This window comes from Halorubrum ezzemoulense, assembly GCF_004126515.1.
GTDB lineage: Archaea > Halobacteriota > Halobacteria > Halobacteriales > Haloferacaceae > Halorubrum > Halorubrum ezzemoulense.
Genome location: NZ_CP034940.1, coordinates 1250007 through 1262994, shown reverse-complemented (window position 1 = coordinate 1262994; position 12988 = coordinate 1250007). Strand labels below are relative to the sequence as shown.

The following is a 12988-nucleotide window of genomic DNA, read 5'->3' as shown; positions in this document are numbered from 1 at the left end:
GCGTCGCCTCACGTCACCGCGAGCAGCACCGCGCCGAACGCGGTCATCAGCGCGACCCCCACCGCGAGCCAGACGACGGCGCTGTCGGCGGCGAGCGCGACTCCCACCGCGGCGACGACCGCGATCAGCCCGAACGCCGCGCCCGCGACCCCGCCGCGCCGAACGAGTCGGTCGAGCGCGTTCACCGCGCGCTGCCCGGGCGGCACCTCCGGGGTCTGCTCCGGGGGGGCGGAGAGCGTCTCGTCGACGGCGACGGGCTCGCTCGGGGAGTCGGGCGACGGATCGACCCGCACGTCGACGTAGCGCGTGTTCGACCCGTAGCCGGTGACGATCTTCAGCTTGCCGCGGACCCGCTCGTCGACGTCGGCGGTCGACACGTGGACGTGACGGGTGGCCTCGTCGGCGACGAAGTGGTTCCCCTCGTCGAGCGTCGCCACCCGGTCCAGCTCGTCGTCGAAGTGAAGGTGGACGTGCGTCGAGCGGCCGCTGTTCTCGAGCACGACCGGGAACGGCCCGTCGGTGACGAACGAGTCCGGCGCGTCGATGTCGTGGACCGCCTCCCCGTTCAGTTCGACGTCGAGTGTCGGCACGGGTGGAACCACGACCCCGCACTAAAAAAAGATTCACACGAGCGAGGAGTTCGGGCGGCGGCGTCGACCGCCGGAGGCCGTCGCCGCGGTCGGCGCCTCGGGGCGGATCCGCTCCCGCCGCTCCGGAGCGGAACCCCCTACGCAGCCGCCTCCTCGCGCATGTCCGGCGGGAGGAGGTTCGGGATCCCGTCTTCGATGGGGTACGTCTCGCCGCACTCCGTACAGGTGAGCGTCCCGGCGAGGACCTCCTCGTCGTCCGCGTCGTCGACGTCGAGTTCGAGAGTCGCCTTGTCGAGCGGACAGCAGATCACGTCCATCAGGGATTCTTTCATATCACTCGGTTGGGTCGGACCGATAAAAAAGCGTGCGGGTCCCGGCCGGCGCCCCGCGTCCGGAGCGTCGGCACGGTCCGGGCGGCCGCCCCGCCCGACCCGGATAACAACCTCTTTGACGCCGCGCGCCGCCCTCGGTGACATGGGCATCCCGGCGGAGCGGATCGAGCGGCTGTTCGCGCTCGCTCGCGAGGCCGTCGTCGACGACGAGTACGATCGCGCCCGCGAGTACGTCGCCCGCGCCCGCCGGATCGCCGAGCGCAACCGCTGCGGCGTTCCCGCCGAGCTCTCACGGCGCGCCTGCGACGACTGCGCCGTCTACCTCCGCCCCGGCAAGACGAGCCGCGTCCGGACGCGACCCGGGCGCGTGGTCGTCCGGTGTACGGAATGCGGGTCGACGGCGCGGTACCCGTACGGTGAGGAGTGATCGCAGCGGTCGCTGGCCGACGACGCCACCCTCTCGACGCGGCCGCCGTGTGGCCGGTCGAACCGGGACACCGAAACGACTAATCCGAATTTCGGGAAACACGGAGACGTGACCGGATACGACGCGGTTCTCTTCGACAACGACGGCGTCTTGGTCGAGCCGCCGGCCCACGAGACGGCGGTCGAAGCGACGCGGGAAGCGTTCGAAGCGGTAGGCGTCCGAGACCCGGACCAAGCGCACGTCGACGACGTCGTACGCGGGACGACCGTCGAGAGACTGCGTGAGATGTGCGCGGTCTACGACGTGGACGTGGAGGCGTTCTGGCGAGCCCGAGAGCGGCTCGACGAACGGTCTCAGTTCGAGAAGTTCGAGTCGGGGTCACGGGCGCTCTACGACGACGTTCAGAGCGTCACGAACCTCGATCGACCCCGTGGCGTCGTGAGCAACAACCACCACAGCACGGTCGCGTTCGTGTTGGACTTCTTCGGCCTGCGGCACGCGTTCGACACCTATCACGGCCGAGAGAAGAGTGTCGAGAGCCTGGACCTGAAGAAGCCGAACACGCACTATCTCGACCGGGCGCTCGCGGAGCTCGGCGCCGAGTCGGCGCTCTACGTCGGCGACAGCGAGAGTGACGTGAGAGCGGCCCACCGGGCCGGGCTGGACTCGGCGTTCGTCCGACGGCCACATTGCCGGGACACGACCCTCTCCGTCGCGCCCACCCACGAAATCGACTCGCTCCGCGAACTCGCGGCCGTGACGGACGCGTGAGCGGAGACCGACCCCGAGGGCGATGCCCCCGAATCGAACTGATGACCCGTACGCGTCCCCCGGAGTCGCCGGGACGAGCTGAGCAGAGCGGACGCGCTCCGCCGCCGGATACGGACTACTCGGCGCGCTCGCGCAGCCGTTCGAGCACCGAGACCGTCCCGTTCATGTACCCGTCGTCCACCACCTCGTCGGCGGCATTGCGGGCGGCGGCGTCGGCGTTGGCGACCGCGTACGACTCGCCGGCGACGCCGAACGTCGACGCGTCGTTCTCGCTGTCGCCGATCGCGACGAACGCGGCGGGGTCGACGCCGAGCGCCTCGGCGACGACGCGGAGCGCGCGACCCTTGCTGACCCCCACCGATTTTACGTGGTAGGCGTAGCCGGTGTCGACGATCTCCACGTCGTCGCCCGCGGCCGCGGCGACCTCGCGGAGCAGCCCCGCGTCGACGTCGGGTCCGAGCGCGACCTCCGTCTCGCGCCAGCGGTTCACCGTGTCGCCGTCGCCCCAGCCGATCGCTCCGCCGCGCTCGCGGAACGCCTCGACGACGGCCCACGCCGCGTCCGGGTCGCCGACGAGCGTCGTCTCGCCGCCGACGTACGCGACGCCGCCGTTCTCCGCGATCACGGTCTCGTCGCGGCCGAGGAAGTGCGCGAGCGCCACCGGGTACGGGAACGCCTTGCCGGTGGCGAACACGACCGGCGCGTCCCACCCGGGCAACAACTCGAAGACTCGCGGATCGATCCGGCCGCTCGGCGTCGTCAGCGTACCGTCGATGTCGAGCGCGAGGGGCGGAACCATACCATCGGGTCGGCGGCACGGCGACAACTGTCTTCCGTTCGAACGGAGGCAGGGCGGACCGGACGGCGGCCGCCCGCGCGGCGCCTACCCGGAGCGGGTGCGACGGTCGAACAGCTCGCTGAAGACGACCGTCGGGAACAGCGGGACGAGCCGGCTCGGCGGTCGGCCCTTACCGTCGGTCTCGCGGACGGTGACTCGTTCGAGCAGGCCGGCGTCGGCCAGCTCGTAGAGCACGCGCCTGACCGTCGACGCCGAGAGGTCGACGCCCGAGCGCGCCGCGATGGTCTCCGTCGCCACGCCGACGGTCGAGCGCTCGTCCTCGGAGAGCCCGGCGAGCTCGTAGAGGAGCCGCTGGCGGCTCTCGGGGAGCGCGAGCACACGCCCCAGCGCCACGCAGGGCCGGGGAACGCCGTCGACGCCGGCGTCGACGTCGCCGGATCGGATCGTCGACGCCCCCGACCGCTCCGCGTTGACCGCCGCGCCCATCACGGCCGCGAGGGCGTCGTGGGCGTCGCCCGCGGCCCACTCGACGACCTCGCGGATCTGGTCGTGGCTGAGCGCGTCTCGGCCGAGCCCCGTCGAGCACCGGCTCGTCAGCAGCTCGACGAGCACGTGTCGGCGGTACTTCGCGAACTCGACGGTCGTCTCCGGCTCCCAGCCGATCGCGTCCGGCGGATCGCGGCCGAGGAACGCGGGGACGAGCCGCTCGCCCACGTCGTTCAGCCAGTCGATCAGCGTCGCCGCCGTCGGCGTCTCGGCCTCGTTCGCGTGGTCGACAGCGACGACGAGGTCCGGACCGGTGCGCATCGCGTCGCGCAGGGAGGCGGCCAGCTCCTCGGTCCCGATCCCGTGGTCGGGAACGGAGTCGTCGCTCATGGCGGCCAGCATCGCGTGGTACAGTCGGAAGCGGGTCGACGCCCGCCGGGCGTCGACGTAGACGAACCCGGGGATCGTCGGTTCGACCGCCCGCGTCGTCGTCTGGATGGCCCGACGGGGGCCGCTGTGCGCCGCGAGCCGGTCGAACAGCGAGGAGACGACGGCGGACTTCCCGCTCCCCTTCGGGCCGTACACGTAGACGCTCGGCGGGAGCGACCCGGAGAACGCGGGCTCGAACACGTCGAGCAGGCGCTCGATAGCCGGGCCGCGGCCGACCGGCGAGTCGACGTGGGTGACCGGGGAGACGGCCTCGAAGTCGGCGAGAACGCTCATGCCCGCGTCGTAGCCGAGCCGTCGCTCGATCCGGTCGTCGATGTTCACGGGCCCCCCTCCGTGATCGCCGAACAAAACTGTCGCGACTCGCGGAGCGCGCGCGGCGGTGCGGTCGGGCGGGTTCGGCGCGCCGACCGGCCCGTTACCAGTGTTCGGGTTTGTATCGGTTGATGAGCGCCGTGGAGACGACAAAGACGACTCCGCTGATGAGGCCGGCTATCACGCCGACGACGAGCCGAACGGAGATCGTTCCCGCCGAGACCACCGCCGTCACGGCCGCGACGACTGCCATCACGACGAGGAGGTTCCGCCGATCCCGCCGGTCGAGCCCGAGCCGGTCCAACATACCACCACCTCCTCGGCGCGGTGATTAAATACCCCACGTTCGCTCCGTGGCGAGGGCTCACCGGACGCGCGCCCTCGACGGCGCCGACCGCGGTCGCGGGAGCGAGCGCGGGACTCGCCCGATGGAAACCTATACCAGCGTCGGGCGAACTACGACTGGTATGTCGAACGACCCGGGCGTGGAGGCGCTCCACACGGTCGACGACCGGAGCAAAGTTGTCGCCGTCCTGACGACCGTGGCCGCGTTCGGTGCCGGCATGTTCACCGTCGGCGACATCGAGTTCGTCTCGATCGCCGCCGCCGCGATCGGGATCGGCGCCCGGTTCGGCTCGGTGTGGTGGGGCGCCCGGATCTTCGTCGACCGCGACTCGGCGGCGGTCGCCGACCAGCCGACTGCGGGGCGCTACCACCACGGCGCGGTCGGAGTCGCGCTCGTTCTGGCGGGCGCGCTCGCCCTGGTCGCCCGGTACCTCGGCGTCGAGGTGACGACGGTCGCCGTCGCCGCGTCCGCGGTCGCCGCCGGCGCGTTCCTCGCCTTCTCCGCGTTGCTCCCGGACTGACGGTCGCACCGGGGCGCCGTCACCGAGACACCGGTCGCTGTCCGGGCGATTCCGACCGACCGCGGATGAGCGATGTGCCATAATAAAAGACCCCTGCCGAAAGTGAGGACGCGTTAGATCCCCGTGCCGGGGATCCAGACGGCCCAGTTGAGCAGTCCGGCGATGACGAGCAGGCCGAGCGTCAGCGACCAGACCACGATGGCGGCCGCCGGCGGGTCGAAGTGCGTGTCGGAGTGCGCGTAGAACACGCGCTGCGACGCCTCACCGACGACCGCGGCGAACACGCCGAACAGCGCGCCGAACAGCAGCGCGGGCGCGGCGCCGAACGCCAGCGGCGCGGTCAGGTCGGCCGCCGAGAGGTCCGTGAGCGTCGTGATGCCTCCCTGCCACACGGAGAGGAAGGCGGTCGACCCCGCCAGCGTCATGTGGTGGGTGACCGGGATCCGGTCGACGCCGAGGTTCAGGAACAGCAGCGACCCGGCACTGATCCCGAAGCCGGCGAACACGGCGATGAGGCCGTGCCCGCCGGTGATCATGTTGTACGTGATGACGGCCGAGGCGAGACCGGCGAAGAAGCCGATCGCCGCGACGTGCGACCACTTGTACATGTTCGGCAGCCACGGCTCGACGGCGAGGCGGTCCTCGCTGGCCTTGCCGCCGTCGCCCACCACTTCGCCGGGCTCGCGCATCTGCTCGCGCTCGAACGGCCCCATGTCGAAGTAGCCGTTCGCTTTGTCGCTCACCTTGCCGACGATGCTGTATCCGAACACCGCCCGAACGACGAGGGCGCTGATGACGATGCTCACCGGGATCGGGTCGACCGGGATCGCCAGCTGCCGGGAGAGCTGCTCGATGAGGACGCCGAAGACGCCGAAGACGGCCCCCACGGCGAGGATGTCGGGTTTACTCCCCAGCGCGAAGCCGATGTCCTTCGCGTTGTGGTAGTCGAATCCGGACTCCATATAGCCCTTGTTGGCAGCGTAACCGGCGGCCGCGACACCTCCCGCGAAGGAGATATGCGGGCCGAAGACGGGACCGAACCCGACGTCCACGCCGAATCCACCGCCGCCGAGCGACCCGCCGATCACGAGGAAGCCCGTGAAGATGAACGCCGGCAGGGCGCCGAGCGCCGCCCCGAAGGCGCCGCCCGCGAGCGCCCCGAGAAGGATCGCTGGATTGGTCAGGCTCTGGATCACGTCGGTCGGCGCGCCCGGGTCGTAGCCGACCTGTAGCACGGTGTCGGCCGTGACGGCCAGTTCCGGCAGCAGTTCGACGCTCATCTATTCGTCCTCCTCGTCGATCGCCCAGTTCTTCGAGCGCTCGACCGCGTCGTCCCAGCGGCCGTAGAGTTTGTCGACATCGGCCTGGTCCTTCTCGGGCGTGAACTCGCGGTCGATCTGCCAGTTGTCGCGCAGCTCGTCGACGTTGTCCCAGTAGCCGACCGCGAGCCCGGCGGCGTACGCCGAGCCGAGCGCGGTGGTCTCGTCGACCTCGGGCCGCGCGATGTCGGTCTGGATGATGTCGGACTGGAGCTGACAGAGGAAGTTGTTCTTCACCGCGCCGCCGTCGACGCGGAGCGTCGTGGTCTCCACGCCGGAGTCGGCCTCCATGGCCTCGGCGATGTCGCGGGTCTGGTAGGCGATCGATTCGAGCGTCGCCCGGACGATGTGCTCCTTGCTCGTGCCGCGGGTCATCCCGACGATGGTCCCGCGTGCGCGGCCGTCCCAGTGCGGCGCGCCGAGTCCCGTGAACGCCGGGACCATGTAGACGCCGTCGGTCGAGTCGACCGAGCGCGCCAGCTCCGCGGTCTGTGCCGCGTTGTTGATCAGGTCGACGTCCTCGAGCCACTCGATGGCGGCGCCGGTGATGAAGATGGACCCTTCGAGCGCGTACTGGACGGGCTCGCCTGACATCTGGAACCCGATCGTCGTCAGCAGTCCGTGGTCGGACTCGACGGCGTCGGTCCCGGTGTTCATCAGGTAGAACGAGCCGGTGCCGTAGGTGTTCTTCGCGTCGCCCTCGTCGAAGCAGGTCTGGCCGAACAGCGCGGCCTGCTGGTCACCGAGCGCGCCGGCAACCGGGACCTCCTCGCCGAGGAAGCCGTCGGCGTCCGTGTGGCCGTAGTAGTCCTCGTCGGAGGAGGGGCGTACCTCGGGCACCATCTCCTTGGGCACGTCGAACTCGTCTAAGAGCTCGTCGTCCCACTCCAGTTCCCGGATGTTGTACAGCATCGTCCGGGAGGCGTTCGTGACGTCCGTGATGTGGTTGCCCGTCAGGTTGTAGATGAGCCACGAGTCGATGGTGCCCATCACGAGTTCGCCTGCGCGAGCGCGGTCGCGGAGGTCGCCGCCGCGCGAGCTCTGCATCTTGAGCGGCTCCGCGTTGTCGAGGATCCACTCGGTCTTGGTCGCCGAGAAGTACGCGTCGGCCTCGAGGCCGGTCTTCTCGCGGATCTCCTCGACCTTCTCGTCCTCTTGTAGCTCCTCGACGCGGTCGGTCGTCCGACGGTCCTGCCACACCAGCGCGTTGTGGACCGGCCGTCCGGAGTCTTTGTCCCAGACGATGGTCGTCTCGCGCTGATTGGTGATGCCGATGGCCTCGAGCTGATCGGCGTCGAGCCCGGCCTCGGCGAGCCCGTCGAGGACGACTTCTTGGGTGTTCTCCCAGATCTCGATCGGGTCGTGTTCGACCCAGCCCGGGTTCGGGTAGATCTGTTCGTGCTGTTCGTAGGCGTTCGCGACGACCTGGCCCTCATGGTCGAACACCATGAATCGAGTCCCGGTCGTCCCCTGGTCTATCGCACCGACGTACTGTGTCATGTTGTGGATCCCTCCTGTGGCGCTGGTCCGCGTGCGTCGGCGACCGGCTCGGCCTCGTCGTCGAGGGCGCATCCGGGGTCGCGTTCGCCGTCACGGCGTCCGACCGTCGAGGCCGACCCGTCCGGAGCCGGACCGAAACGGCCGGAAGACGCACCGCCGCCGCCGCGACATATCTTCACGGAAGCTACCACGCCGATCGTGAACATAATGTACTACCATAATAATCTTCCTGTTGAAATCCGGACATCGGCGCGAATGAAAAAGTCTAGTATATAAATAAATCGGCGCTGGCAGGGATTACACTACTTGAATATCCGTGATAGTTATGGGTGGGGCACCTCGGGAGGTAAAGTAAAGTGGTCGGGGTCCAAGTGGCTCGCATGGACAGACAAGTGGACGTCGTCGTCGTCGGTGGGGGCTCGACGGGGTGCGGCGTCGTCAGGGACCTGGCGCGACGGGGGCTCGACGCGGTCCTCGTCGAGAAGGGGAACCTGACGCACGGCACGACCGGACGGATGCACGGGCTCCTCCACAGCGGGGGCCGCTACGCGGTCTCGGACCAGAAGAGCGCGGAGGAGTGTATCGAGGAGAACCGAGTTCTCCGCGACATCGCGGCCCACTGCGTCGAGGAGACGGGGGGAATGTTCGTCAAGCGACCCGAGGACTCCGAGGAGTACTTCCAGGAGAAGCTGGAGGGATGTAAGGCGTGTAACATTCCCGCCGAGGTGATCGACGGCGAGGAGGCGCGCCGTCGCGAGCCGTACCTCGCGCGCGACGTCGAGAAGGCGATCGCCTTACCAGACGGCGCGATCGACCCGTTCCGGCTCTGCGTGTCGAACGCCGCGGACGCCCGCGAGCATGGCGCGCGAATCGAGACCCACGCACCGGTGACCGACGTGCTCGTCGAGGACGGCGAGGTCGTCGGCGTCGAGATCGAACACGAGACGGGACCGGGGAAGCGCGTCCACCGCGAGCCGGGGACGACCGAGGAGATCCGCGCGCGGCACGTCGTCAACGCGACCGGCGCGTGGGCGGGGAACGTCGGCGAGATGGCCGGCGTCGACGTGGAGGTGCGCCCCTCGAAGGGCGTGATGACAGTGATGAACACCCGGCAGGTCGACACCGTGATCAACCGCTGTCGGCCGAAGGGCGACGCCGACATCATCGTCCCCCACGAGACCGCCTGTATCCTCGGCACGACCGACGAGGAGGTCGACGACCCCGAGGACTACCCCGAGGAGGACTGGGAGGTCGACCTGATGATCGAGACGCTCTCGGAGCTCGTGCCGGCGCTCGAAGACGCCCGCACGCTCCGCTCGTTCTGGGGGGTCCGCCCGCTGTACGAGCCCCCGGGGACCGGCACCGAGGACCCGACCGACATCACGCGCGACTACTTCCTCCTCGACCACGGCGACCGCGACGACCTTCCGGGGATGACGACCATCGTCGGCGGGAAGCTCACCACCTACCGGATGATGGCCGAGTCCATCTCCGACCACGTCTGCGAGACGCTCGGCCACGAGGCGACCTGCGACACCGCCGAGGCGCCGCTGCCGGGCTCCGAAGACCCGGCGCGCATGGAGGAGCTGATGGACGAGTTCGGGCTCCGGTCGCCCGTCGCGCGGCGCTCGGGCCAGCGGCTCGGCTCCCGGGCCGACGACGTGCTCGACGAGTACGACCCGAACCCGATCGTCTGTAACTGCGAGAGCGTGACCCGCGCGGAGGTCCAGGACGCTGTCGACGACGCCGGCTCCGACCTCAACGCGGTCCGGCTGCGGACCCGCGCCTCGATGGGGAACTGCCAGGGCGGCTTCTGTACGCACCGCATCGCGTCGGAGCTCGCCGAGGAGTACCCCGAGCCGGTCGTCCGCGACGCGGAAGACGAGCTGTACCAGGAGCGCTGGAAGGGCCAGCGCCACGCGCTGTGGGGCGAACAGCTCTCGCAGGCGATGCTGAACCACCTGCTCCACGCGACCACGATGAACCGCGACGGCGACCCCGCGAACCTCGACGGCGAGGTGGACTTCGGCGCGTTCGACGCGGGCGCCGACGCGCCGGGCGCCGACGGCTCCGGCGGCGACACAGGGACCGCGGCCGCGGACGGTGGCCGCGCAAGCGACGACGCGGCGACCGACGGGGGTCGCGCAAGCGACGACGCGGCGACCGACGGGGGCCGCGCAAGTGACGACGCGGCCACCGACGGAGGGCGCTGATGGCGATAAACAGCGACGTGCTCGTGATCGGCGGCGGCCTCGCCGCGATCACGGCCGCGGTTTCGGCTGCCCGCGAGGGCGCGGACGTGCGGCTCGTCTCGCACAAGTCGAGCACGCTGCGGCAGGCCTCCGGGCTGATCGACGCGCTCGGCTACGTCCCGGCGACCGAGCCCGCGAAGCCGCTCCGGGACGGGCCGCCGACCGCGGGCCGGAACCTCGACCGCGACGAGTGGCCGGACCCGGAGGGGCCGCTCGCCGACCCGTTCGAGGGGATCGACCGGCTCCCCGAGTCGCACCCGTATCGGGTCGTCGGGAGCGACGCGCTCCGGGAGGGGCTCGACCTCTTCGACGACCTCGCGGGCGACGCGTACCGCGGCGGCCACACCGACCGCAACGCCCTCGTCCCGACGTTCGGCGGCGCGGTGAAGCCGACGGCGCGCTACCCCGCGGCCGCCGAGGCGGGGCTCGCGAGCGACGACCGCCCGATGCTGGTCGTCGGGTTCCGGTCGCTCACGGAGTACGACGCGCGCGCCTTCGCGGGGCGGCTCGAGGCCGCGGGCGTGCCGTTCGACGCCGCGGGCGCGGAGGTCGAGTTCGCGGAGGCGTTCCGCGCCGACGCGAAGATCACCCGGCTCGCGAAGGCGCTCGACCACGACGAGGAGATAGACGGCGTCCCCGCCCGCGAGGCGCTCGCGAAGGCGGTCGCGCCGCACCTCCACGACGTGGTCGACGAGGCAGGCGGCGTCGACCGCGTCGAGCGGGTCGGCTTCCCCGCGTTCCTGGGCGACGACCGGGGCGAGGAGGTCCGCGAAGAACTCGCTGACCGGCTCGGCGCCGACGTGTTCGAGATCCCGATGGGCCCGCCGAGCCTCCCCGGCCTGCGGCTCGAAGACCGCCTGTTCGACGCGCTCGACGCCGAGGGCGTCCGGTTCGAGACCGGGAACCCCGTCGTGGGCGTCGAGTCCGCGACCGACGGTCGCGTGGAGACGGTCGCGGTCGATCGGAAGGGTCGCACGGCGCCGTACGGCGCCGACGCGTTCGTGCTAGCGACCGGCGGGCTCGTCGGGAAGGGGCTCGACTCCGACCGGGAGGGGGTCCGGGAGCCCGTCCTCGACCTCCACGTCGACCAGCCGGACGACCGGTACGAGTGGTTCGTCGACGACGCGTTCGGCGACCAGCCGTACGCGCGGTTCGGGGTCCGGCCCGACGAGCGGTGTCGCCCCACGGACGCCGAGGGAACGGTACAGTACGAGAACGTGTTCGCGGCCGGCGGCGTCGTCGGCGGCGCGGACGCGGCGCGGGAGAAGTCCGCGAGCGGGGTGTCGCTTGCGACCGGCCTCGCGGCCGGGCGACAGGCGGCGACGGAGGCGAACCAATGACACGACACACGGACGACGACGGAGACGCGGGGGAGTCGAACGAGGCGACCGAGTCGAGCGACGGCGGCTACGAGGGGCCGACGCCGGGCGTCCCGGAGTCCGGCCGCGACGAGCAGCCGTCGGTGTTCGTCCCCGACGAGGGGGAAGTCGCGGAGACGGACGCGACCGCGGGCGACCGCGCCGCAACCGACGGCGGCGTCGAAAGCGCCTCGGCCGGAGCGGATTCGACCGAGCTCGACCCGGACGCGTACGACCCGGTCGACGTGTTCCCCGGCGGCGACCTCGACCTCCGCGAGGGGGCCGACTCCTGTTACAAGTGTACGAGCTGCGATACCTCCTGCCCGGTGGCTGAGGTCGACGACGAGTTCCCCGGGCCGAAGTTCCAGGGCCCCGAGCAGTGGCGGCTCAAACGGAAGGACGACCACGACATCGACGAGTCGATCACCTCCTGTTCGAACTGTATGCGCTGTGACGACGCCTGCCCCTCGGGAGTGCCGCTCTCCCAGATGCACAACGAGGCCCGCGGGCAGTTCGTCGAGCGCCAGATGGAGAAGCTCTCCGTCGAGTACATCCGGAATCGGGTGTTAGCGAACTACCGCACCTCGGCGAGCCTCGCGAGTATGTTCCCCCGGACCGCATCGTTCGCGATGAACTTCGGCCCCGCGCGGTGGGCGATGGAGAAGGTTATGGGGATCCCGAAGGAGCGCGACTTCCCCGAGTTCGCCACGGAGACGTTCCGCGAGTGGTGGAAGGCGCGCGGCGGCGCACAGGTGGAGAACCCCGACAAGCGCGTGGCGTACTTCCACGGCTGCTACTCCAACTACAACACGCCCGAGGTCGGCAAGGCGTTGGTCTCAGTCTACGAGCACTTCGGCTACGAGGTGATGGTCCCGCCCCAGAAGTGCTCGGGCACGCCGATGTTCGCGAACGGGATGCTGAAGGACGCCCGCCGCCACGCGGAGACGAACGTCGAGAACCTCGTCGAGGCCATCGCCGACGGCGCGGACGTGATCGCCTCCTGTACCTCCTGTTCGCTGTCGCTGCGCCAGGAGTACCCCGAGCTGTTCGACCTCCACGGGATCGACGACGTCGCCGAGCACACCTTCGAGGCGCTGGAGTACCTCCGCATCCACGAGGACCTAGAGGAGGCGCTCGACGAGGCCGGCGGGCTCGACGACGAGCGCGCCTTCGCGTATCACGCGCCGTGTCACGCCCGGAATCAGGGGCTCTCCCGGCAGGCAGTCGAGACGTTCCGCGACGTCGACGGCGTGAAGATGGAGGACGTCGGCGACTCCTGTTCCGGCATCTCCGGCACCTACGGCTGGAAGGAGGAGAAGTACGAGAAGTCGATGGAGATCGGCGCGGAGATGTTCGAGCACATGGAGGACGCCGAGGGCGAGGTCGGGATGACCGAGTGCCCGACCTGCGCGATGCAGATGGAACACGGGACCGGCTACGAGATCGAACACCCGCTCCAGCTGCTCGAGGACGCGCTGGGAGCGTAAGGTCCCGTCGCTCCGCCCCCGCGCCGGACCCGACTCGGC

Annotated in this window: 13 protein-coding genes; 6 read left to right on the top strand and 7 right to left on the bottom strand. The window is 70.2% G+C overall.

The window, feature by feature from the left end:
• Nucleotides 1-8 precede the first annotated feature (8 nt).
• Nucleotides 9-590: a DUF7524 family protein gene (locus EO776_RS06320; protein ID WP_176454919.1), complete on the bottom strand. Its 582-nt coding sequence runs from the start codon at nucleotides 588-590 to the stop codon at nucleotides 9-11.
• Nucleotides 591-727: 137 nt separating this feature from the next.
• Nucleotides 728-922 (bottom strand): methytransferase partner Trm112, encoded by a 195-nt coding sequence (locus EO776_RS06315; protein WP_004596226.1) that lies wholly within the window; start codon nucleotides 920-922, stop codon nucleotides 728-730.
• A gap of 142 nt (nucleotides 923-1064) precedes the next feature.
• Between EO776_RS06315 and EO776_RS06310 the strand changes: the two genes are divergently transcribed.
• Nucleotides 1065-1349, top strand: coding sequence for a ribonuclease P protein component 4 (locus EO776_RS06310; RefSeq protein ID WP_049929827.1), 285 nt, complete (start codon nucleotides 1065-1067; stop codon nucleotides 1347-1349).
• A gap of 108 nt (nucleotides 1350-1457) precedes the next feature.
• A complete protein-coding gene (locus EO776_RS06305; RefSeq protein ID WP_004596230.1) occupies nucleotides 1458-2120 on the top strand; it encodes an HAD family hydrolase in 663 nt (220 codons plus the stop codon).
• Between the two features lie 115 nt (nucleotides 2121-2235).
• Here EO776_RS06305 and EO776_RS06300 read toward each other — a convergent pair whose 3' ends face one another.
• From EO776_RS06300 to EO776_RS06290, 3 genes are all read right to left on the bottom strand, one after another.
• Nucleotides 2236-2919 carry an HAD-IIB family hydrolase gene (locus EO776_RS06300; protein WP_094519528.1) on the bottom strand — a complete coding sequence of 228 codons (684 nt, stop codon included), beginning with the start codon at nucleotides 2917-2919 and terminating at the stop codon, nucleotides 2236-2238.
• Between the two features lie 84 nt (nucleotides 2920-3003).
• Entirely contained in the window at nucleotides 3004-4176 is a 1173-nt protein-coding gene (locus EO776_RS06295; RefSeq protein ID WP_049929831.1) for a Cdc6/Cdc18 family protein, read from the bottom strand.
• Between the two features lie 94 nt (nucleotides 4177-4270).
• Nucleotides 4271-4474, bottom strand: coding sequence for a hypothetical protein (locus EO776_RS06290; RefSeq protein ID WP_049929833.1), 204 nt, complete (start codon nucleotides 4472-4474; stop codon nucleotides 4271-4273).
• A 160-nt stretch (nucleotides 4475-4634) separates the two neighbouring features.
• Here EO776_RS06290 and EO776_RS06285 point away from each other — a divergent pair, with 160 nt between their 5' ends.
• Nucleotides 4635-5033, top strand: a complete 399-nt coding sequence (locus EO776_RS06285; RefSeq protein ID WP_094519529.1) for a hypothetical protein — start codon at nucleotides 4635-4637, stop codon at nucleotides 5031-5033.
• A 113-nt stretch (nucleotides 5034-5146) separates the two neighbouring features.
• Here the strand turns inward: EO776_RS06285 and EO776_RS06280 are convergent, their stop codons facing one another.
• Nucleotides 5147-6313, bottom strand: a complete 1167-nt coding sequence (locus EO776_RS06280; protein ID WP_094519530.1) for a hypothetical protein — start codon at nucleotides 6311-6313, stop codon at nucleotides 5147-5149.
• On the bottom strand, nucleotides 6314-7852 hold the full coding sequence (gene glpK / locus EO776_RS06275; protein WP_049929837.1) for a glycerol kinase GlpK: 1539 nt from the start codon (nucleotides 7850-7852) through the stop codon (nucleotides 6314-6316).
• A gap of 380 nt (nucleotides 7853-8232) precedes the next feature.
• On the opposite strand from glpK, the gene glpA reads away from it, so the two are divergent.
• Genes glpA through EO776_RS06260 form a run of 3 tightly spaced genes read left to right on the top strand, consistent with a single transcriptional unit; the run spans nucleotide 8233 to nucleotide 12949 of the window.
• Complete coding sequence (glpA, locus tag EO776_RS06270; RefSeq protein WP_086215703.1) at nucleotides 8233-10065, top strand: anaerobic glycerol-3-phosphate dehydrogenase subunit GlpA; 1833 nt, start codon at nucleotides 8233-8235, stop codon at nucleotides 10063-10065.
• Nucleotides 10065-11444, top strand: coding sequence for a glycerol-3-phosphate dehydrogenase subunit GlpB (gene glpB / locus EO776_RS06265; protein WP_094519531.1), 1380 nt, complete (start codon nucleotides 10065-10067; stop codon nucleotides 11442-11444). The genes glpA and glpB overlap by 1 nt, the downstream gene beginning before the upstream one ends.
• Nucleotides 11441-12949 (top strand): anaerobic glycerol-3-phosphate dehydrogenase subunit C, encoded by a 1509-nt coding sequence (locus EO776_RS06260; RefSeq protein WP_086215701.1) that lies wholly within the window; start codon nucleotides 11441-11443, stop codon nucleotides 12947-12949. The genes glpB and EO776_RS06260 overlap by 4 nt, the downstream gene beginning before the upstream one ends.
• Nucleotides 12950-12988 lie beyond the last annotated feature (39 nt).

Excerpts from the sequence above, each read along its gene's own strand:
- glpK (WP_049929837.1), bottom strand. The coding sequence starts at position 7,852 with ATGACACAGTACGTCGGTGCGATAGACCAGGGGACGACCGGGACTCGA.
- EO776_RS06280 (WP_094519530.1), bottom strand. The coding sequence starts at position 6,313 with ATGAGCGTCGAACTGCTGCCGGAACTGGCCGTCACGGCCGACACCGTG.
- EO776_RS06285 (WP_094519529.1), top strand. The coding sequence starts at position 4,635 with ATGTCGAACGACCCGGGCGTGGAGGCGCTCCACACGGTCGACGACCGG.
- EO776_RS06310 (WP_049929827.1), top strand. The coding sequence starts at position 1,065 with ATGGGCATCCCGGCGGAGCGGATCGAGCGGCTGTTCGCGCTCGCTCGC.
- glpA (WP_086215703.1), top strand. The coding sequence starts at position 8,233 with ATGGACAGACAAGTGGACGTCGTCGTCGTCGGTGGGGGCTCGACGGGG.
- EO776_RS06300 (WP_094519528.1), bottom strand. The coding sequence starts at position 2,919 with ATGGTTCCGCCCCTCGCGCTCGACATCGACGGTACGCTGACGACGCCG.
- EO776_RS06315 (WP_004596226.1), bottom strand. The coding sequence starts at position 922 with ATGAAAGAATCCCTGATGGACGTGATCTGCTGTCCGCTCGACAAGGCG.
- EO776_RS06260 (WP_086215701.1), top strand. The coding sequence starts at position 11,441 with ATGACACGACACACGGACGACGACGGAGACGCGGGGGAGTCGAACGAG.
- EO776_RS06290 (WP_049929833.1), bottom strand. The coding sequence starts at position 4,474 with ATGTTGGACCGGCTCGGGCTCGACCGGCGGGATCGGCGGAACCTCCTC.
- glpB (WP_094519531.1), top strand. The coding sequence starts at position 10,065 with ATGGCGATAAACAGCGACGTGCTCGTGATCGGCGGCGGCCTCGCCGCG.